At 60.4% G+C, this 21,672-nt stretch carries 15 protein-coding genes; 5 read left to right on the plus strand and 10 right to left on the minus strand.

What is annotated here, in order from left to right:
* Window positions 1-92 precede the first annotated feature (92 nt).
* The 3 genes from cysK to VFV96_07425 form a co-directional block, all read right to left on the minus strand.
* On the minus strand, window positions 93-1,067 hold the full coding sequence (gene cysK / locus VFV96_07415) for a cysteine synthase A (protein HEU5070225.1): 975 nt from the start codon (window positions 1,065-1,067) through the stop codon (window positions 93-95).
* A 143-nt stretch (window positions 1,068-1,210) separates the two neighbouring features.
* Entirely contained in the window at window positions 1,211-2,389 is a 1,179-nt protein-coding gene (locus tag VFV96_07420) for an aminotransferase class I/II-fold pyridoxal phosphate-dependent enzyme (protein HEU5070226.1), read from the minus strand.
* A complete protein-coding gene (locus VFV96_07425) occupies window positions 2,364-2,843 on the minus strand; it encodes an Lrp/AsnC family transcriptional regulator (GenBank protein ID HEU5070227.1) in 480 nt (159 codons plus the stop codon). Before VFV96_07425 ends, VFV96_07420 begins: the two co-directional genes overlap by 26 nt.
* Window positions 2,844-3,707: 864 nt before the next feature.
* On the opposite strand from VFV96_07425, the gene VFV96_07430 reads away from it, so the two are divergent.
* The 3 genes from VFV96_07430 to VFV96_07440 are packed head-to-tail and all read left to right on the plus strand — an operon-like array spanning window position 3,708 to window position 8,374.
* A complete protein-coding gene (locus VFV96_07430) occupies window positions 3,708-4,379 on the plus strand; it encodes a DNA methyltransferase (GenBank protein HEU5070228.1) in 672 nt (223 codons plus the stop codon).
* Window positions 4,369-5,868, plus strand: coding sequence for an Eco57I restriction-modification methylase domain-containing protein (locus tag VFV96_07435; protein ID HEU5070229.1), 1,500 nt, complete (start codon window positions 4,369-4,371; stop codon window positions 5,866-5,868). The genes VFV96_07430 and VFV96_07435 overlap by 11 nt, the downstream gene beginning before the upstream one ends.
* Window positions 5,861-8,374: a DEAD/DEAH box helicase family protein gene (locus tag VFV96_07440; protein ID HEU5070230.1), complete on the plus strand. Its 2,514-nt coding sequence runs from the start codon at window positions 5,861-5,863 to the stop codon at window positions 8,372-8,374. The genes VFV96_07435 and VFV96_07440 overlap by 8 nt, the downstream gene beginning before the upstream one ends.
* Window positions 8,375-8,690: 316 nt before the next feature.
* On the opposite strand, the gene VFV96_07445 is transcribed toward VFV96_07440, so the two are convergent.
* Complete coding sequence (locus VFV96_07445; GenBank protein ID HEU5070231.1) at window positions 8,691-10,772, minus strand: DNA topoisomerase IV subunit A; 2,082 nt, start codon at window positions 10,770-10,772, stop codon at window positions 8,691-8,693.
* 148 nt (window positions 10,773-10,920) lie between these two features.
* Here VFV96_07445 and VFV96_07450 point away from each other — a divergent pair, with 148 nt between their 5' ends.
* On the plus strand, window positions 10,921-12,342 hold the full coding sequence (locus VFV96_07450; protein ID HEU5070232.1) for a DUF1080 domain-containing protein: 1,422 nt from the start codon (window positions 10,921-10,923) through the stop codon (window positions 12,340-12,342).
* A gap of 13 nt (window positions 12,343-12,355) precedes the next feature.
* Window positions 12,356-13,687 (plus strand): Gfo/Idh/MocA family oxidoreductase, encoded by a 1,332-nt coding sequence (locus tag VFV96_07455; protein HEU5070233.1) that lies wholly within the window; start codon window positions 12,356-12,358, stop codon window positions 13,685-13,687.
* Window positions 13,688-14,587: 900 nt separating this feature from the next.
* On the opposite strand, the gene VFV96_07460 is transcribed toward VFV96_07455, so the two are convergent.
* From VFV96_07460 to hypE, 6 genes are all read right to left on the minus strand, one after another.
* Complete coding sequence (locus VFV96_07460; protein ID HEU5070234.1) at window positions 14,588-16,762, minus strand: molybdopterin cofactor-binding domain-containing protein; 2,175 nt, start codon at window positions 16,760-16,762, stop codon at window positions 14,588-14,590.
* 1 nt (window position 16,763) lies between these two features.
* A complete protein-coding gene (locus tag VFV96_07465; protein ID HEU5070235.1) occupies window positions 16,764-17,240 on the minus strand; it encodes a (2Fe-2S)-binding protein in 477 nt (158 codons plus the stop codon).
* Between the two features lie 167 nt (window positions 17,241-17,407).
* Window positions 17,408-18,964 carry a hypothetical protein gene (locus VFV96_07470; GenBank protein HEU5070236.1) on the minus strand — a complete coding sequence of 519 codons (1,557 nt, stop codon included), beginning with the start codon at window positions 18,962-18,964 and terminating at the stop codon, window positions 17,408-17,410.
* A 25-nt stretch (window positions 18,965-18,989) separates the two neighbouring features.
* A complete protein-coding gene (locus VFV96_07475; protein HEU5070237.1) occupies window positions 18,990-19,967 on the minus strand; it encodes a sugar phosphate isomerase/epimerase family protein in 978 nt (325 codons plus the stop codon).
* Window positions 19,968-20,010: 43 nt separating this feature from the next.
* On the minus strand, window positions 20,011-20,499 hold the full coding sequence (locus VFV96_07480; GenBank protein ID HEU5070238.1) for a PTS sugar transporter subunit IIA: 489 nt from the start codon (window positions 20,497-20,499) through the stop codon (window positions 20,011-20,013).
* Between the two features lie 51 nt (window positions 20,500-20,550).
* Window positions 20,551-21,540, minus strand: coding sequence for a hydrogenase expression/formation protein HypE (hypE, locus tag VFV96_07485; protein HEU5070239.1), 990 nt, complete (start codon window positions 21,538-21,540; stop codon window positions 20,551-20,553).
* Window positions 21,541-21,672: the final 132 nt, after the last annotated feature.

A 21,672-nucleotide genomic window follows, 5' to 3' on the forward strand; every position in this document is an offset into this window, starting at 1 on the left:
ATAAAATGGACGCGGACAAAAATCCCCTCACCCGCCCTCGGGCACCCTCTCCCCATCGGATGGGGAGAGGGACGGGGTGAGGGGCCGGCCTATCACTTCGCAATCAGGTCTTCCACGCTGTCGCTCTCGACGCTCACATCCGCGAAAAGCCACGCGCTGAGGTAGCGTTCGGCGGACGACGGCACGATGGCGACGATCTGCTTGCCGGCATTTTCCGGCCGCTTGGCCACTTCGAGCGCCGCCCAAATCGCCGCGCCGCTGGAAATGCCGACCGGGATGCCGTCGAGCTGGTTCACTTCCTTGGAGATCGGGCCGGAGTCTTCCTCGTTCACCTTGATGATTTCATCAATGATCTTGGTGTTCAGCACCACCGGCACAAAGCCCGCGCCCAACCCCTGCAACTTGTGCGGTCCCGGCGCGCCGCCCGAGAGCACCGCCGACTTCGCGGGCTCCACGGCGATCACCTTGAAGCTCGGTTTCCGGGCCTTGATGACTTCGCCAACGCCCGTGATGGTGCCGCCCGTGCCCACGCCGGAAATCAAAATGTCCACCTTGCCGTCGGTGTCCTTCCAAATCTCCTCCGCGGTCGTCTGGCGATGAATTTCCGGGTTGGCTGGATTGGCGAACTGCTGCGGGATGATGCTGTTCGGAATCTGCGCATGCAGTTCCTCGGCCTTGGCGATGGCGCCCTTCATGCCTTTCGCGCCTTCGGTCAACACGAGCCGTGCGCCGAGAATCTTCAGCAGCTTGCGACGTTCGAGCGACATCGTCTCGGGCATGGTGAGGATGAGTTTCAGTCCACGTGCGGCGGCCACAAACGCCAAGGCGATGCCGGTGTTGCCGCTGGTGGGCTCAATCAACACCGCCCCGGGCTTGATTTTGCCTTCCCGTAACGCGGTATCAATCATGGACACTCCGATGCGGTCCTTGACGCTGGAAAGCGGGTTGAAGAATTCGAGCTTCAGGAGCACGTCGGCCACGGCGCCGTGTTTCTTGGCGGTGCGATTGAGGCGGACGAGCGGGGTGTTGCCGATGGTTTCCGTGATGTCATTGTAGATGCGTGCCATAGATGCTCTTTCGTTGTAGTGTTTGATTAACGACCCAAAACGTCGTCGTTTGGTTCAAAACAAAAGTTGAAGCTTTCGCCTCAACTTTTCCGTTCCGCCATCATCCCCGGAAATCGAAGACTGTCAAACGGGATTTTCGGCCGTCACTTGCTCAGCTTCCCCGTAAACCGCTTCAGCCGCACCATCGCTTCCTTGATGTTGTCCAGGCTGGTCGCATAGGCGCAACGGATGAAGCCTTCACCGCAATCGCCGAAGGCGGTGCCGGGGACGGCCGCCACCTTTTCCTCGTGCAGGAGCTTCAACGCAAAGTCCTTCGACTTGAGCCCGAACTTTGCCACGCTTGGAAACGCGTAGAACGCGCCAAGCGGTCGATGGCATTCGAGCCCCATGTCGGCGAAGGCGGACGCGATAAAATTTCGCCGCCGGCGATACTCGTCCGTCATGGTCGCCACATCCTTCGTGCGGGCGAGCGCTTCGACGGCGGCCTTCTGGGCGAGCGACGAGGCGCAGAGCATCGTGTATTGATGCACCTTCATCATCGCTTCGATCAATTCCGCCGGCCCCGCGGCGTAACCGAGCCGGTAGCCCGTCATGGCCCACGCCTTTGAAAAGCCGTGCAGGAAAATCGTGCGGTCCTTCATGCCGGGCAAACTCACGATGCTGACGTGCGGTGTGTCGTAAGTCAGTTCGGCGTAGATTTCGTCCGTAATGACAATGAGGTCGCGTTCACGCGCAAATGCCGCGATGTCCTCCAAGTCCTGCCGGCTCATGATCGCGCCGGTCGGGTTGTTGGGGAAATTCAGCATCAACAGCTTGGTCTTCGGCGTGCATTTCGCCTCCAACATCGCACGTGTCAGGCGGAAACCGTTCTCGGCACTCGTCTCCACCGCGAGTGGTGTGCCGCCCGCAAAGAGAATCGTCGCACGATACGAGACATAGCACGGCTCGTGGTAAAGCACTTCGTCGCCCGGATTGATGAGTGCGCGCAAGGCGAGATCGAGCGCCTCGCTGACACCGACCGTGACGAGGACTTCGTTGTCCGGGTTGTATTCCGCGCCGAAGTGCTTCGCGACGTATTTGGACAGCGCCCGGCGCAGTTCGATGTAGCCGAGGTTGCTGGAGTAATGCGTCGCGCCGCGTTCGAGCGCGAAGACGGTGGCTTCCCGGACATGCCAGGGCGTGTCGAAGTCGGGCTCGCCAATGCCCAGGCTGATCACGTCCTTCATCGTCGTGACGATGTCGAAGAAGTCGCGGATGCCGGAGCGCGGGATGTCGCGCACCACGGTGTTGATGCGATTACGGAGCGACACTGAGGCGTTCATCGGAGGTTTCCTGATGCATGAGCACGCCGAGCCGCTTGTAGGTCTTCAGCATGAAATGGGTGGAGGTGGACAGCACGCCTTCGAGCGGCGACAGCTTCTCGCTCACGAACGCCGCGACCTGGCGCAGGTTCTTGCCCTCGACGAACAACAACAAATCGTAGGCGCCGCTCATGAGATACGCAGAACGCACCTCGGGGAACTTGCTGATGCGGTCCGCGATGGTGTTAAACCCGCCTTCGCGCTGGGGCGTAACCCTCACTTCGATGACGGCGGTGACGGTGTCGAGGTCGAGCTTGTCCTCGTCGAGGATGGCCTGATAACCGCGAATGACACCCTGCTTCTCGTAGGCGGCGATGCGGGCGTTCACTTCGGCGGCGGGGAGGTTCAACATCCGCGCGATGTTCTCGCGCGATTCGAGCGCATTGGCTCCGAGAATTTTCAGCAGTTCATCCATAAAAGTCCTCAAGTGAGGGCGGCGAAACTAACGAGCGGGCGCGAACTTGGCGAGAAAGAACAGAGCAGCTTCGACGCGAATTAGCACGAATTCAAATGCGCTGAGCCGGACAGCGTGGGCGCGATTCGGAGTTCCCCTCCTTGGAGGGGTTAGGGGTGGGTTTGGCCACCGAGGTGCGTGCCGCACGAGCAAACGTTCATGCAGGAAGAATGGGATTTGCAGGATGCCTGCGAAGCCAAACCAAAAGCCCCAGCGGGGCGAAATGTGAATAGCCCGGGGCGAGGCCGCGAAGCGGACGCTGCCCCGGGTTTGCGTCCCCAAAAAAATTCCCTCCCCGCTCCATGTCCTTCGCTCGAGGGAGCGGGACTTGAGCTGCTTGGGATGCGGCGAAATGAATTTGCCAGCGGCAAAGGCCCGCAGGGCCGAACGAGCGGCGCGAGTGAGTCACTAGGTGTCCGCAGGCCGGATGAGGGTTGTCGGGCAAAGACACTTTAGTTGGGAGGGGAGAGGGTCAGGGTGAGGTGAGGGCGGCTTTAACAAATACCCACGCTTGCGCTGAACTCCGTTCTCCTTAATCTGCGGGCGCTAGATCAAACCAGAGACGACCAGAACATCATTTAACTAAAATTATTTTGCGCAGCTTCGGCTGCTGTCCGCATCGAAACCTAGGAAATTTCGCAACAGAGGACAGCGATCGTCGGGCGCCCCATTGGGGCGCACTGGCATCGCTCCTCTGTGGGCCCTCCTAGGTGCCTGATGCGGGGCGTGTTAGTGTCGCCCCCTTCTATTTCAGGCACCGGAGTTCCCACGGAGGACAGTTCCGTCAGACAGCACTGATTCGCGCGCGAGCGAATCCCTGTCTGCATGGCGAGTTCCATCGTTTCCAAGCAAAGAGTCTCCGACCACGGCGAGGTGTTGACCGGCACACGCGAGGTCAACGCCATGCTTGATTTGGTCAAGCAGGAGACGGAACGGATTGAATCCCGGTTTCTCGAACCCGCCTGCGGCAACGGCAATTTTCTCGCGGAGATTTTGGAGCGGAAGTTGCGCGTCGTTGAAGCCCGCTACGCCAGAAGCCAGTTGGACTACGAGCGCAAGGCGGTGCTGGCCGTTACCTCCATCTACGGCATAGACATTCTGGAGGACAACGTCATCCAATGTCGCGCCCGGCTTTTCGCCATCTTCGACGGGCGATACACCGCACGTTTCAAGAAGTCGGCCAGGGATGAATGTCGCGACGCGGTCAAATACATCCTTGAGCGGAACATTATTCACGGCGACGCACTGTCGCTGAGGATGGTTGGCCCGGCGAATTACCCGATCATCTTTTCCGAGTGGTCTGCGCCCTTCGACAACAGCCTGCTCAAGCGGCGGGACTACACGTTCTCTGAATTGCTTCAGGACGCTGAAGGTAAGCAGCCGAACCTGTTCATCACCGAAGAATACTCTGACTTGGGCCACCGGGCTTTCATCCCCAAGGAACTGACCAGCTACCCGCCCATCCACTTCCTCAAGGTGCGTGAACATGAGAAATAGCGGCTACAATCCCGATGTCCTGAGTTGCCTCGCGAACTTAAGCAGCGACGAAGTTTTTACACCGCCACAACTGGCCAATGACATCTTGGACCAGCTTCCGCCGGAACTTTGGTGCGACAAAAATACTCGCTTTCTGGATCCGTTTTGCAAATCAGGCGTGTTCCTGCGTGAGATCACCAAGCGGCTGCTCGTGGGATTGGAGAAGCAGATTCCGGATCAACAAAAGCGGCTCAATCACATTCTCCAGAATCAAGTTTTCGGCATCGCCATTACAGAATTGACCGCGCTGCTGTCCCGCCGCTCGGTCTACTGCTCCAAGACTGCAAACGGGAAGTATTCCGTTTGCGATTCGTTTGATGACAAGGCGGGCAACATCCGGTTCAAGCCCGGGGAACACACTTGGAATAACGGTCGTTGTGATTATTGCGGCGCCAGCAAAGACGCCTACGACCGCGGCGGTGAACTCGAAGTCCACGCTTACGAATTTATCCACACCGAAAAGCCGGAGAAGATTTTTGATATGAAATTTGATGTCGTGATTGGCAACCCGCCATACCAGTTAAGCGATGAAGGAGCAGGGGCAAGCGCGTCCCCAATTTACCATCTGTTTGTAGAGCAGGCGAAAAAACTTAATCCGCGTTTTTTGTCGATGATTATCCCGGCTCGCTGGTATGCCGGCGGCAAAGGCTTGGACGACTTTCGAGCAGCAATGCTCGCGGATAGACGAATTTCACGCTTGGTTGATTATCCAGTAGCATCTGATGTCTTTCCTGGGGTCAAACTAAATGGTGGAGTGTGCTATTTCCTATGGGAGCGCGACTGGGCTGGTGATTGCCAGATCACGACGAGGATGAGTGGGGCCGAGGATTCCATGGTGAGAAGCTTGGGGCAATTCGACATTTTCGTCCGCTTTAACAAGGGCATATCCATCCTTCAAAAGGTTTTAGCGAAAAATTATGCCAGTCTTAGCGAGCAGGTCTTGTCCAGAAAGCCATTTGGGCTGGATACACAGCAGCGGCCATCCAGCAAAGGTGATGTAACGCTCTATGCAAACAAGAGCGTTGGAAAAATTGACAAAGCTGCCATTCCTCAATCCAAGGAAATAATCGGGAAATGGAAGGTTCTGCTCTCAATGGCCTACGGCGAAGGCGGGGAAGCACGCGAATATCCCAGGATGATCATTGGCCGTCCAATCGTTGCGGCTCCCCCAAGCGCTTGCACTGAAACATACATAGTTGCCGGAGCGTATAGCTCGAGAATCGAAGCAGAAAACTTGGCCAGCTTTCTGAGAACGAAGTTCGTGCGCTTGCTGATCGCTCTTCGGAAGAATACTCAGCACATTACAAAAGACCGTTTCGCCTTCGTGCCTTCGCTCCCCATGACGAAGGAATGGACGGACAAAACTCTCTGGGCGCATTTCGGACTTGCGGAAGAGGAGGTTGCCTTCATTGAGTCCATCGTTCGTCCAATGGAGGTGGACGATGAATAATGAGTTTTTTCCACCGCGTCCCACATCGCGCCCCACCATCTACGCCTACGAGGACAGCAATCCTGAACTCAAGGGATTGTTAAAGGTCGGTTACACCACCAAGACAGCGCAAGAACGTGTCGCTGCTCAATACCCCACACTCCGGCCCGGAAGATTGCCGTATCGGATTCTGGTCGAGGAGCCGGCGATGCGTGGGGACGGCACCGTGTTCATGGACCATGACGTCCACCGCTATCTGCGGATGACAGGAATCAGGAACGAGGGCGGCGAGTGGTTCAAATGCACGCCGGCAGAGGTTGTAGCCGCCATCGTTGCCGTGCGGAACGGCATGTTGGATGGCGAGAATCGCAGCCTCGATTTCCAGATGCGGCCAGAGCAAGCCGATGCAGTTGAGAAAACCGCTGCCTTTTTCAAGCGCTCCAAAAAGGAAGACCCGAAAAAGACGCCGCACTTCCTCTGGAACGCGAAAATGCGGTTCGGCAAAACCTTCGCCGCGTATCAGCTCGCCAGGAAGATGGGCTGGCGCAGAATCCTCGTGCTGACCTTCAAGCCAGCCGTGCAAAGCGCCTGGGAGGAGGACTTGAAGTGCCACGTTGATTTCAAAGGCTGGCAATTCATTTCGCCGGGCGGTTTGTCATACGAAGACGCCGACAGGAAAAAGCCGTTCGTCTGCTTCGGCTCGTTCCAGGATTACCTCGGCAGAAACCCCAGCACCGGTGGCATCAAAACCAAGAACGAGTGGGTCCACGCGACGCATTGGGACTGCATCATCCTCGACGAGTATCACTACGGTGCCTGGCGGGAGAGCGCCAAAGATTTGTTCGAGGCGGAAGATGCGCGGGAACTGGAGTTCGCCGAGAGCAAGGACATGGAGAGGTTTGATGAGGCTGAGATGCCCATCACCACGAACGCCTACCTGTATCTTTCCGGCACTCCGTTCCGCGCCATCGCGTCCGGTGAATTCATTGAGGAGCAGATCTTCAACTGGACGTATTCGGACGAGCAGCGCGCCAAGCTGAATTGGAAGGGTGCGGACAATCCCTATGCCGCGCTGCCGCGCATGGTGCTGTTGACCTACCAATTGCCGGATGCGATTCGGGAGATCGCGTTGCAAGGCGAGTTCAACGAGTTCGACTTGAATGTCTTCTTCTCCGCCGAGGGCCTTGGAGGCGAAGCGAAGTTCAAATTCGCGAATGAAGTTCAGAAGTGGTTGGACCTGATTCGCGGCGCGTTCATGGCAACGACCGTGGATAATCTGAAGCTTGGCGCGCAAAAGCCGCCGATGCCTTTTTCCGACGCGCGCCTGCTGAACATCCTGTCACACACGCTCTGGTTCCTGCCGAGCGTCGCTTCGTGCCATGCGATGCGCAATCTGCTCACGAAACGGCAAAACAAATTTTACCACGATTACAAAGTCGTCGTTGCCGCCGGCAGCGCGGCGGGAATTGGCGTTGACGCACTTCCGCCGGTGCTGGAGGCGATGGATGAGCCGCTGAACTCAAAGACCATAACGCTCTCGTGCGGCAAGTTGACGACGGGTGTAACCGTCCGACCGTGGACGGGAATCCTGATGCTGCGCAACTCGTCCAGCCCCGAGACATATTTCCAGGCCGCGTTCCGCGTTCAGTCGCCGTGGACGGTCAAGAATTCCGACGGCCAGTCGCCCAACGAGGAACAAATCATCAAAGAGGAATGTTACGTCTTCGACTTTGCGCCGGATCGAGCGTTGCGCCAAATCGCTGATTACGGTTGCCGGTTGAACGTGAACGAATCCAACCCGGAAAAGAAGGTTGAGGAGTTCATCCGGTTTCTGCCGGTGCTCGCCTACGACGGCAGTTCCATGAAGCAGATAGACGCGGCGGGCATCCTGGACATGGCCATGAGCGGCACGACAGCGACGCTGCTCGCGCGCCGGTGGGAAAGTGCATTACTGGTGAACGTTGATAACGAAACGCTCCAACGCTTGATGAGCAACAAGGCCGCGATGGATGCGCTCATGAGCATCGAGGGGTTCCGCGCGTTGAATCAGGACATCGAGACCATCATCAACAAGTCAGAGGCAGTGAAAAAAGCCCGGCGTGAAGCGAATGACGAAGAGTTGACGCCGAAGCAGAAAAAGGAACTGACGGAGGCGGAGAAAGAATACAAGAGCAAGCGGAAGCAGATTCAGGAAAAACTCATCAAGTTCGCCACGCGCGTGCCGGTGTTTATGTATTTGACCGATTACCGTGAGCGATGCCTGAAAGATGTTATCACGCAGCTTGAGCCCGGCTTGTTCAAGAAGGTGACGGCGCTGTCGATCAAAGATTTTGAATTGCTGGTCAGTCTCGGTGTGTTCAATAGCGCGCTGATGAACGACGCCGTTTACAAATTTAAGCGATACGAAGATGCGAGCCTGAGCTACACGGGAATCAACAAGCATGGCGAAAACGATGTCGGCCTCTTCGATACCGTAATTACCGCCAAGGAATTTGGGGCCGCTGTTGTCAATCAGTCTGCGGTTTAAATGTTCTCTCATCCGATTCTCCCGTTGGGAACCTCACCCTGACCCTCTCCCCTCCATCCGATGGAGCGGAGAGGGAATATTTTTGGGGGACATTGAATCCTGGAGCTGCGCTCGGTCCGTGCCGGACGGGCAACTTCGCTTACCCCGGGCTATTCACATTTCGCCCCGTCGGGGCTTCAGTTTGGATTCGCGGAAATTCGCGCAATTCGTGTCGCACTTCGGTGCCTCTGCGTCTCTGTGGCTAACCCACCCCCAGCCCCTCCAAGGAGGGGAACTCGTGTTGTCGCCCCGCACCTCTCACTCACGCCAGCTTCAATCACACAAACAGGATCTTCGTCGTCGTGGCGCTGTCGTCCCAACCGCGCGTCGGCTCGGGCGTCAGGGAGCTGATGTCCTTGATCGAGAGTTGACGGCCGCGCGTCTTCGGGCCTTTGACCTCGATCTCGTTCGGGTCGCAGGTCTGCTGGTTGATCTTCTGGTGCGGGGCCGGCTTGTAGCGGATGTAGAGAATCTTCGGCGTGTCGGGCGCGAAATACAGGATGCGCGATTTCTCCGGAATGCACGCATAGGCCTTGTTCAGAATCGTGCCGCCGAAGGTGAAGCGCTTCAGGTAGCTTGCCTGCCGGTCGGTATAGGCGCAGGTAAAGACACGATCGCGATCCGGCAAGCCGGAGTAGAACAGCTCGGGGCCAACGAACAGCTTCTCCGGCAGTTCGGTGACCTTGTAGGTTCCGTCCTTGAACACGAGCAGCACCTTGTCGAACTTGGTGCACTCCAGCTTGAACTCGTCGCCGTTCACCTTGTAGCCCACGTAGCCGCTCTGGCGGTCGTAGCTGACCTTGAACGCCTTCGCCGCCACGGCCTTCACGTCCACCGCCTCGTGCCGGGCGGACTTGGTGGTGAGCCGCGGATAAAGCGGACCGTATTTTTCGAGCAGCACCTCCAGATGGCCGATGGTGTATTTCACCACGTTCTTGAGATGCTTTTGTGTCTCGGCCAGGTCGGCCTTGGTCGCTTCGAGCTCCTCGCGGTGCTTGTTGATATCGAACAGCGAAATGCGCCGGATGCGCACCTGTAACAGGCGGTCCACGTCGGGATCGGTCAAGTCCCGCACCATCTGCCGCCGGAACGGCTTGAAACCCTCGTAAACCGCGGCCACGACGGCCTCGTTCGTCTTGCACTTCTCGATGAGCTTGTAGATGCGCTCCTCGATGAAGATGCGTTCCAGCGTGCGGAAATGGAGTTCGTCTTCGAGCTGCTTTTGTCTGAGCTCCAGTTCGCGCCGGAGAATCTCCACCAACTGCGCCGTATTCGCCTCCAGCACCTCGCTCACGGTCATTTCGACCGGGCGGTTGTCCCGGATGACGACGATGCGGCTGGCGATGGTGACTTCGCAGCCGGTGAAGGCGTAAAGCGCATCGGTGAGTTGCTCGGCGCTCACGCCGCTGGGCGCCTTGACCTCGATCTCCACCTCCTCGGAGGTGAAATCGTTGATGGACTTGATCTTGATCTTGCCCTTGCGTGCCGCGTCCTCGATGGAGGCGATCAGCGACTCGGTCGTCGTGGTCGGCGGGATTTCCTTGATGACGACGGTGGATTCGTCCTTCTCCTTGATCTTGGCGCGCACCTTCACGCTGCCTTTGCCATCCTGATAATCCCTCGCATCCATCAGGCCGCCGGTGGCAAAATCCGGCAGGCACTTGAACGGCTGCTTCTTCAGGATGTTGATCTGCGCCTGGAGCAGTTCGGGAAAATTGTGCGGCAGAATCCGCGACGACATGCCGACCGCGATGCCTTCCGTGCCGAGCATCAGCGTCAGGGGCAGCTTGGACGGAAACGCCACCGGCTCCTTGTTGCGCCCGTCGTAGCTGGGCACGAACTCCGTGATCTCGTCGTTGAACAGCTCCGTGCGCGCCAGCTCGGTCAGCCGGCATTCGATGTAACGCGGCGCGGCCGCGGGATCGCCGGTGTAAATGTTGCCGAAATTCCCCTGCCCCTCGATCAGGTAACGCTTGTTCGTGAGCACCACCAGCGCATCGCCAATGGACGCGTCGCCGTGCGGATGGAACTTCATCGTGTCGCCGACGACGTTTGCCACCTTGGTGAACCGGCCGTCATCCGTGCGATGCAACGCCCAAAGAATGCGGCGTTGAACGGGCTTCAAGCCATCCGCCAGCGCCGGGATGGCACGGTCGCGGATGACGTAGGAGGCGTATTCGAGGAAGCCCTTGTCCACGCGCCGGTGCAGCGGCAGTTCGATTTTGTCGGGCGCAAACGGCCGGTGCACGACCGCGGGGGCCTCCTCAGCCACCACGTGGTCGCCGTTGCCGTTGGTCTGCGGGCTGCCGGGGATCGGCAACTCGGGCTGGCTGGAATTTTTTTTCTTTGCTGCGCTCATCAAGAATGCGCCGCATTACACAAAACTGCCGCGGACGACGCAAGGCACCGATGGGAGGAATTATTTGTCCGTCGGCCGCGCGGTGCGCCACCCGCGGGCGCCAAGTCGCACCAGCCATGAAGCTTGCAGCGTTTTTCGTTTACCGCATTTGAAGCAAACACTAGTTTCCACCGTCATCATTCACCGCATGCACGAAGGCTCGCAACCCATCCGGCTTCGCACACTCCTGATGAAAACACCCGCCCTGTCCGTCACGCTGCTCCTGGCCAGTTCCCTCGCCGTCCTCACCGGCTGCCGGACGTCCGGCCCGTCGGCGAGCGTCGCCAACACGCCGCCGCCCGGGTTCACCGCGCTTTTCAACGGCACCAATCTCGACGGCTGGTGGGGCGCCGACACGGAGGATCCGCGCGGTTACCTGGACCTGCCGCCGGCGGCGTTTCAAAAAAAGCACGACGCCAGTCTGGAAAACATCCGCCAGCACTGGTCCGTGCAACACGGCGAGCTCGTGAACGACGGTCACGGCCTGTTTTTGACCTCGGACCAATTCTACGGCAATTTTGAACTGCTGGTGGACTACCAGACGGTGCCGCTCGCCGACAGTGGCATTTACCTGCGCGGCTGCCCGCAGGTGCAAATCTGGGATTACACCGAACAGGCGAAGTTCAAGCTCGGGGCGGACAAGGGTTCCGGCGCGCTCTGGAACAATTCGCCCGGCGCGCCCGGCAAGGATCCGCTCGTCAAGGCGGACAAGCCGTTCGGCCAGTGGAATCATTTCCGCATCATGATGGTCGGCTCGCGAGTCTGGGTCTGGCTGAACGGCAAACAAACGGTCGCCGGCGCCACGATGGAAAATTACTACAACCGCAAGCGCCCCGTGCCGCCGCGCGGACCGATTCAACTGCAAACCCACGGCGGGGAAATCCGCTGGCGCAACGTGTTCATCCGCAACATCGGCAGTGACGAAGCCAACCGCCGGCTGCGCGGCGCCGATCCGGCCGGGTTCCAATCTGTGTTCGACGGCACGGATTTCGCCGGCTGGCAGGGGCCGGTTGACAATTACGAGGTCAAGGATGGCGCCCTCCAGTGCCGCGCCGGCAAGGGCGGCACGATCTACACCACGGCGGAGTTCACCAACTTCGTGGCACGGCTGGAATTCAAGCTGCCGCCCGGCGGCAACAACGGCCTGGCCATTCGCTATCCCGGCCAGGGCGACACCGCCTACGACGGCATGTGCGAGTGTCAGGTGCTCGATGATCATTACGAAAAGGCCACCGGACAGACCATTGATCCGCGACAGGCGCATGGCTCGGCCTACGGCATGGTCGCGGCGGAACGGGGCTATCAACACCCCATCGGCGACTGGAATTACGAGGAGGTCACCGTCAACGGCCCGACCCTCAAGGTGGAGCTGAACGGCACCGTGATTCTCAACGCAGACTTGTCCAAGGTCACCGAGTTCATGCACAACAGTCCGCATCCCGGGAAGGATCGCCCGAGCGGCCACTTCGGTTTTGCCGGCCACAACGACCCCGTGATGTTCCGGAACATTTCCATCGAACCGCTCCCGTAAAGCTGCTCCCAACATGAACAAAACCACCCCTCTCTCGCGTCGTTCCTTCCTCAAAACCGCCGGCCTCGCCGCCCTGGCCGCGCCGTTCGTCACCAGTTGCCTGATGCGCCGGTCCGTCAGCGGCACCGTGCGCCACGCGAGCTTTGGCGCAGGCGGAATGGCGTGGGCGGACCTGACGGAAATCGCCAAATGCCCGAACGTCGAAATCGTGGCGGTGTGCGACGTGGACCTCGACCGCACGGCGAACGCGCGCAAGCAGTTTCCCAAAGCGCGGATTTACCAGGACTGGCGCGAACTGCTCGACCGGGAGGCCCGGAACATCGATTCCGTGAACGTTTCCACGCCCGACCACATGCACGCGCCCATCGCCGTCAGCGCGATGCAGCTCGGCAAGCATGTTTACGGGCAGAAACCGCTGGCCCATGAGCTTTACGAAGTGCGGCGCATGACGGAAATCGCCCGACGCGAACGCGTCGTCACGCAGATGGGCATTCAGATTCATTCCTCGTCGTATTACCGCACCGCGGTGCGGCTGTTGCGCAGCGGTGTGATCGGCAAGGTCAAGGAGGTCCATTCCTGGTGCCCGAAATCGTGGGGCGACTTTGCTCCCCGGCCCGACCGCGAGGACCCGGTGCCAGCGAACTTCGCATGGGATTTGTGGCTGGGCGTCTGTGCGGCACGGCCGTTCATTGGCGACCAGTATTATCATCCGTCCAACTGGCGCAAACGGCTGGACTTCGGCACCGGCACGCTCGGCGACATGGGCTGCCACATCTTCGACCCGGTGTTTGAAGGACTCGGCCTCGCCGCGCCCATTTCCGTCCGCTCGGAAGGCCCGGCGCCGAACGAATGGAACTGGGCGCTGAACGGCAAGGTGGTTTACACTTTTGCCGGCACACCCCACACCGCCACGGACACGCTGCACGTCACGTGGTATGACGGCACGTCGAAGCTGCCGGCCGAAGTCGTCGCCCTGCTCGAAGGCGACGAAGCCCCGCATACCGGCTCGATTTTCATCGGCACCGAAGGCGTGATGGCGCTGCCGCATTACAGCCGGCCGCTGCTCTATCCGGATGCCAAATATGCGACCTATCCGTTTCCCGAAATCGGCGAGAACAATCACTGGGGCCAGTTCGTGGAAGCCTGCCGCGGAAACGGCAAAACCACGGCGGATTTCACCTATGCCGGCCCGCTCACGGAAGCCATCCTGCTGGGCTGCGTCGCCTCGCGATTCCCGCAAACCACCATCGAATGGAATGCGCGGGCGTTGAAATTCTCGCTCGCGGAAGCCAATCACTTCATCCGCCGCGAATACCGGAAAGGTTGGGCGATCAAGGGGCTGTAGTAAGGCACTGCGAACTCGCAAATGCTGAACCGTGATGGCCAACCCAATCGGGTTGCTGCACACCGTTGATTCAGCAACTTCTCATCTTCTGCAAGAGTGAACCACAGCACTCGGAAGTCAGAAAAAAAATCAGACAGAATTGATAAGAGGAGAACAAGCATAATAAGCCCAAAGATTACCAAGGAAGAATGAAGGTATGAACGTATTTGACACTTGAACTGTTGTTTTCGGACCTTTGCTTCCTCAGTCAGTCGTTGGGAAGTCTCAGCGCGGTCGGTCTCAATGAGTTCTGAAACGCGAAGGCGAATATATAACGCGCGAGCTGATTCGCTTTCCCCACCGGTTTCGGCTACTGCTCGCGCCCAAAGACCCGGGCGGAGATACTTGCGCTGCAACTCCTCTGCAACAAGCTCGTAATAACGCTGGTTATTCATAACGGAGTCATATCTCCGATGATTTGGTTAGCCGTCGCGCCGGAAGTAAAACGTTCCGATCATCGACATAATTCCACCGGGGTCTGATGGATCAGTGCATCGCATGAACGAAACGTGGTAACCGTTCGCATTTGCAAACTCAACCGCGTCGCTGAATGCTCCAATTATCCCCAATGCGACCACACGACTCTTGCCTTCCCGCAGTGCAGCGATGACATTCTTTAGGGTAGTCACCGCATAACTGGTGTTATCCGGGGGTGGACATTTGATTGTTACATAGTTCATTCAAATCCCCTCTCTGGTGCGATACTGTTGGCACGCTACGCTTGCCCATCTCCCTCCGCAATCGGGATTTCATTCGCTTCTAACCTCCTACGCAGAAACCAGATGCGGCAATGGGCTCATATTGTCAACCCCACCCTCGCTCAGATCTCACGAATCCGATCGGTCGCTTCCACCTGATGCCTCACCCCTTCCGCATGGCGTTCAGGATCCGCCCGGGCGTCATCGGCAGTTGCAACAGCCGGGCGCCGGTGGCGTCGAAAATCCCGTTGGCCACCAGCGCGCCCATCAAAATGATGGCGGGCTCGCCGCCGCCCTGGGGTGAAAGCTCGTTGTGCTCCACCAGCACGGTTTCGATCTGCGGCACCCAGGAGAAACGCGGGAGTTCGTAGGTGTCGAAATTTGTGTCCAAGACCTTGCCGCCCTTGAACCGGATCTCCTCGGTGAGGCAGTAACCCAGGCCCATCGTGATGCAGCCCTCCATCTGAATGCGGGCGCCTTCGGGGTTGACCACAATGCCCATGTCCTGCGCGCACACCACGCGCTTCACCCGGACCTTGCCGGTCTTCGGATCCACGGCGACTTCAGCGATGGCAGCCACATAGGTGCCGGCGTCAATGCCGCACGCCACCCCGAAGCCACGCTGGCTGGGCGCCTTGGCCGGCTGCCAGCCGAAACGGTCGGCAGCCGCCTTCAGCACCCGGATCATCCGTTCGTCGCGCAGATTTTGCAGCCGGAATTCAACCGGATCGAGCCCGGCGCCGGCGGCCATCATGTCGATGTGACTTTCACGGGCGAAAGTGTTGGTGTTGTTGCCGGGCGCGCGCCAGGCGCCCGTGCCAAACGGATGCGAACCTTCCGGCCCGCGCCAGCCCCCGCCGTGCGCGGCGGTGCGGTGGTCAGGCACCGTGTAGAACTGCTGCGCCCCGCGTTCGCCGGCGTAATACTCGGCGTAATCCCAGAAGGCCATCCGGCCGGCTCGATCAATGCCCGACGCAATCTTCACGATCGCCGCCGGGCGGAAGGTGTCGTGGAAAAACTCCTCCTCGCGGTCCCACATGACCTGCACGGGACGGCCCGTGAGCTTCGCCAGCCGCGCCGCCTGGACGGCCTGCAGGTTGAAGGTCTTGCCGCCAAAACCGCCGCCAACATACGGCGTGATGACGCGGACCTTGTCACTCGGAAAACCAATGGCCCGCGCAATTTCGCCATGGGCGCCAAACGGATTCTGGGTCGAAGCCCAGACGGTGATTCGGTCGCCTTCGAGGTGGGCGAGCGCCGTGTGGGTTTCCATGGCGGCGTGCGCGACGTAGCTGTTCAAATACGTGGCGGCAAATTGCTTCGCCGCGCGCTGGCGGCCCGCGTCCAGATCGCCGCCTTGGGCCACGACCTGCGCCGGCGGCGCGACGCTCAACAGATGATCGAATATGTTTTTGTCATCCACGTTGGACGCAGGCGGGTCGAATTCCGCCTGCACCTTCAGCATCGCCTGTTCGGCCACGTCGGGCAGCGGGTGCAGCACCGCGACAAAATCACCTTCGTGGATGACTTTGACTCCGGGAACACCTTCCGCCGCCGTCGTGGCCACGCTCTTCAACGTGGCGCCATGGGCAACGGGCTTCAGCACTTTGGCGTAAAGCATGTCCGGCACGCGAATGTCGCCGGTGTAATGCGCGCGGCCGGTGACCTTGTCGCGGGCATCCCGGCGCAGTTGCGGTTTGCCCATGACCGTGAATTGGGAAAAGTCCTTCAGACCGGGCTTCACGGTCACCTGCCGCGCGATCTTTTGACCCTTGGCCAGTTCGCCATACGTCACACGACGGCTTTTATCCTGCGGATCAAAAATCGCGCCGTCCTTGGCAATCAACTGCGTCCGGGGCACGCCGAGTTTCCCAGCCGCGAGGTCGAGCAACACCGCACGCGCTTCGGCGCCCGCCGCACGCAATGCCGGCCCAAAGAACCGGGTCGTCATGGAACCAAACGTGCCCATGTCCCACGGGCAGAGTTCGGTGTCGCCCATGACGATGTCCACCGTGTCCAACGGAGCGTCCAGTTCCTCGGCCAGCATCTGGGGCAGCGAAGTGATTGGGCCCTGGCCCATTTCGATCTTGCCAGTGTAGGCCGTCACGCGCCCGTCTTCGGCGATCCGCAGAAACGCGTTGAAGTCGGCAGGATAGCCGGGGCGACGACCCCGCCCACCCCCGCCCTCCTCCTGCGCCACCGCGAGGTCCGCCAGCACCACGAAAATAACGATGCCGCCGCCGAGGCGTTTGATGAAATCCCGCCGCGTCTGCGGAAACATCTCGGCGAGATCGTGGATGTCCTTGAAATTCCGGGCCAGGAAATCGGTGGAGTTCATTTCACTTGCCTCCTTTCATTTCCGCCGCCGCCGCTTGAATGGCGTCGATGATGCGCGTGTGGGCTCCGCAACGACACAAGCTGTTGTCCATGCCGCGGACGATTTCCTTGCGCGTGGGCGACGGGTTGCGGTTCAGGAGGCTGACCGCGTGGAGCACCTGGCCCGGAATGCAGAAGCCGCATTGCAGCGCGTCGTGGGCGATGAAGGCCTGCTGCACCGGATGCAGTTCGCCGTCCTGTTCAAGCCCTTCGATGGTGACGACCTCACGTCCCTGGACCGAGCCGACGGGGATCAGGCAGGAACGCACGGCCACCTTGTCGAGCAATACCGTGCAACAGCCGCAGTGGCCTTCGCCGCAACCATACTTTGGACCGGTCAGCCCCAAATCCGTCCGGAGCACCCATAACAGCAGACGATTGCGGTCGGTCTGTAATTGGACCGGACGGTGGTTCAGCTTGAAAGAGACGGTGTCACTCACATGGTCCTCCTGTGGGAATGCGTCGGGCGCCTGGCAGGCGGAGCCGACGTGTGTTCATGCCATTTGTTTTCGACCCGAACCGGCCCGGTTGCAAGTGCGGAATGGAACCCGCCGGCATCGGATCCGCCGTGTCCCCCGCCGCGGCGGGCCAGGAGAAGATGGCCGGCTTACCGTTCCAGCACCCGGTAAAACTTCTGCGGCGCGGCGTTCAGGGTGTCCTCAAACACAATCGAGCCGTTGGTCACCGTCAGCGTGTTGGTGAGGGCAAACCAGTCCGTCAGGTTCGTGCTGGCGAAGACGGTGAATGTGGCAAGGTCGTTGGTGGTAAGCAGCGCACCGCCGTCGGCATCGTCGAAACGGAGTTGAATCCGGTTGCCGGGCAACAGCACCGGCTGGCCCAGCCGCTCCGGCACCAGCACCCGCAACAGCGTGTTGCTGCTTTGCACGTTGGTGAAGCCGTCGCTCACGTAAACCGAGTAAAGGCCGCCGTTCGACCGGAGGACATTCGTGAGCGCCAGGGTTTCGCCCGTGCCACCGGGCGCATTCGTGCCGTCTTTCTGCCATTGATAGCTCAACGGCGGCTTGCCCACCGCCGTCACGGACAGGCTCACATTGGTCGGGCCGACGACCGTCTGGTTCTGCGGCTGCGCGGTCAACGCCAGCGGCACGCGGTAGATGTGCAGGTTCGCGCCCGAGGCAAAGCCCAGCGTCGGGCTGAGAAAGCGGATGCGGTTCATCAAATACGTGTTCGCATAGCCGGCGGGAAACCACGTCGCGCCACCGTTCGTCGTGCGGATGAAGCTCGACGTGTAGCCAATGCTGTTCGCGCCGCCCATCCAGCCTTCGTCTTCGCTGACGAAACCAATCGCCTGCAAATAAAACGACGCCGGACTGCCGATGGCCGACAACGGCACGCCGTTGGAAACCCAGGTCGCGCCGCCATCGGTGGTCTTGTAGTAAATCACGGTGTTGTAGGCACCGTTCTGCTGGAGCGAAACATAGCCGACATTCGTGGACGGCCAGGACATCTTCCAGAAGTAACAATTTGAAACCGTCGTGGTCACCTGCACCTGCCACGTGGCACCGCCGTCCGTGGTGCGCGCTATCCGGCCATGATAGGGCGGCGACGCGTAGGCGTTCGTGTCCATGCCCACCACCCAGCCCGTGTTGGTGTCGCGGAAGTAAATGTCCATGATGCCGTTCATCACGTTCGACGCCGTAAGGTTTTGGAGGGACCAGTTGGTGCCGCCGTCGTGGCTCTGGATGACGTAGGCCGGACCGCGCACGCGGCCGGCGCCGTAGATGTTTTGCGAATCCAGCACGAAGAACGAGCACAGCCCCTTCATGCCCGCCTCGGCAAAGCCGGGCACGTTGGACCACGTCACGCCACCATCGTAGCTGCGATACAGGATGTTCGTGTTGGTCACGTTCGCGTCGTAGGAGCCGACCCCAAGGTTGCCCGCGAACCCGACCTGCGGCGTGGCAAAGCCAATCGAACGGAAGTGCGTGCCCGGCAGCGTCAGGTTGGTCGTCCACGTGACGCCGCCGTTGGTGGTGCGGTAGATGTTGTTGTTCTGCGTCGCCCAACCATGCAACACGTCGCTGAAATAAATGTCGTCGTGGCGAACGTTGCTCGGGCCGGGTGAATTGGGCAGTTGCGTCCACACGGGCGTTTGCGCGCCGACCGAGGCCGCCAGGCACCACCAGAGCAGGCACGACTTCATAAGCGGAGGGCAGCGGGGACGCCGCTCAGGCAAACGCCTTCCGCAGCATGGCGATGCTCTTGGGCACGGCAACGTCCGGATCTTGTTTGCCTTCCATTTCGAGCGAGACGAAACCGGTGTAGCCGGCGTCCGCCAGAATTTTGGCAACACGCCGGTAATCGATGTTCAGCGTATACCATTCGCCGCCGCCGGGATACGTCTTCACCTGAACGTAAACCGCCTTCGGAGCGATTTGCGCAAGCTTGTCGTAGGCCGCGTCCTTGTAGGGCGGGAACAAAAAATTGCCGGTGTCCATCAACGCGCCCAGCCACGGTGAATTGATGCGGTTCAAAATGCGCAACAGCCCCTCGGGCGTCCGCGCCAGCCCCCAGTGATTTTCCAGCGCCAAAGTCACGCCGCAGGCTTCCGCCTTGGCCAGACAGCGTGTAATCCCGTCAATCGCCCACTTGAAACCGTCCTCTTCCGTGTAGCCCGGCAGCACGGGTTCGACGCCGTGGTGCGCCATCAGGTCGTCAAAATCCTTGGAGGTGCCCCACGTGCCGGTGTTGATGCGCAGGCACGGGCAGCCGAGTTCGTAGGCGATTTCGATGCACTTCTCGGTGTGCGCGACGTTGGCCGCGCGCACGTCCGCCTCGGGCTTGAGAAACGTCTGGTGCGTGGACAGGCAGCAAATGCCCAGCCCATGATGAAAGGCGTGCTGTTTCAACTTGCGCAAATACGCGCGCCCGGCGTCGTCCAGCGGCGCCTTTTCCTCCAGGTCCATCTGACGGTGCAAAATGTCCACGGCGCTGACGCCCAAGGCCGCCGCCTTGTCCATCACGGTTTCGATGGGCACTTTCTGCGGGCTGAAGTGCCAGTAGGAATAGGTCGCGACGCCGAGCTTGATTTGCGGTTTGCGCGCCGGCGCGGCGGCCAGGACCGGCAGAGGAACGCTGCCCGCCGTCAGGGCGGCGCCGCCCAGCAGGCCGGCGGTGTTCAAGAAATGGCGACGATTCAGTTTCATGATTTGGTGCTTCAGGGTTGGGGTTGGTTTTAGGCGTCACGCTTCAGGTCGAATACAGGCTCGCCTCGGCGTTCTTGATCAGCGTCAGGGCCTTGTCCGGCTTGTCCGCCGCGAGCAGGGCCTGCCGCAATTTGGGATTGTTCAACAGGCGGCTGATGCGCGCCAGAATGGCCAGATGCTCCGTGACCGTTGGCGCCACGAGCAGGAAGAACAACTGCGCCGGCTTGCCGTCAATCGCCCCGTAGGCAATGCCCTTCGGGTGCCGGCCGAAAATAATGACCGGCCGGTCCACCAAGCCGACCAGCGCATTGCGCGCATGCGGCAGCGCCACGCCGTCGCCCACGCCGGTGCTGTGCAATTGCTCGCGTTCATGCAGGGCGCGCAGCAGCGTGTCCCGCATGGCGGGCTGTTCCTCGATGTTCGGAATGAGGTTCACCAGCTCGCGCAGAACGCCTTCCCGGTCGCGGCTGGTCAGCGCGAGCTTGATGGTGGCAGGCGAAAGCAATTCGCCCAAGGTGCTGGAATTCGGCATGCCGCCGATGGTAGGCGCGCCGGGAACAAGTTGAAGAAAAATGTGCCGGATTCAGCAAATGCGCGGCAGCTGCTCACCGCTGGGCATGTCGAGAATCCGGCTGGCTCCAATCGCGCTGCGCAGGGTGACGAGGGGCGCCGCAGCCTCCATCACCCGGCCAATCAGTGTTGCGCCGGCGCTCACGGGATGCGTGCGGAGCACGGCCAGCGCCCGCAGCGCAGCTTCAGCCGGAACGAACAGCACGAAGCGCCCTTCATTGGCCACGTGCAACGGATCGAGCCCGAGCAGTTCACACGCCGCATGCACGTCCTCACGCACCGGGATGGCGGTCTGCTCGACGGCAATTTTCACCCGCGCCGACGTGGCAATTTCGTTGAGCGCGCTCGCGAGGCCGCCCCGCGTCAGATCGCGCAGGCAATGAACCTTGATTCCCGCCCGGAGCAGCGCCAGCACCGGCTCATGCACCGGCGCGGCATCGCTTTCGATGGCGCTCTCAAATTGGAGCCCCTCACGCACTGCCATGATGGCCATGCCGTGCCGCCCCAAATCCCCGCTTACCACCACGGCATCGCCGGGTTGCACCGCCGTCGGGCCAATGACATCGGCGGTTTCGATTACGCCGAGGCCGGTGGTGTTGATGAACAGTCCGTCGCCCTTGCCTTTGTCCACAACCTTGGTGTCGCCGGTGACGATTTGCACGCCGCAGCGCCGGGCCGCATCCCGCATGGAACACACCACGCGCCCGAGCGTTTCCAGCGCCAGCCCCTCTTCCAGGATGAATCCGCAGCTCAAATACAACGGCCGCGCACCGCTCATGGCGAGGTCGTTCACCGTGCCATGCACCGCCAGCGAGCCGACGTCGCCGCCCGGAAAGAAAATGGGACGCACCACGTAGGAGTCGGTGGTCATGGCCAGCCGGCCCGGCGGCACGCTGAACTGCGCCGAATCATGGCGCGTATCGAGGAGGGGATTGCCAAACGCCGGGCCGAAGACGCGGTCGAGCAGTTGATGCATCAACTTGCCGCCGCCGCCGTGCGCCATGAGCACGTGGGAATACTGCGTGATTGGCAGCGGACAACTGGCGTTGAGCGCCGGCGACGCACCGGCCCGCTCCACCGGCAGGGGATCGTCACCGCGGGCAGCCGCCGGAGGGTTGATGCCGTGTTTGTTTTG

It is taken from the genome of Verrucomicrobiia bacterium (genome assembly GCA_035765895.1).
Taxonomy (GTDB): domain Bacteria; phylum Verrucomicrobiota; class Verrucomicrobiia; order Limisphaerales; family DSYF01; genus DSYF01.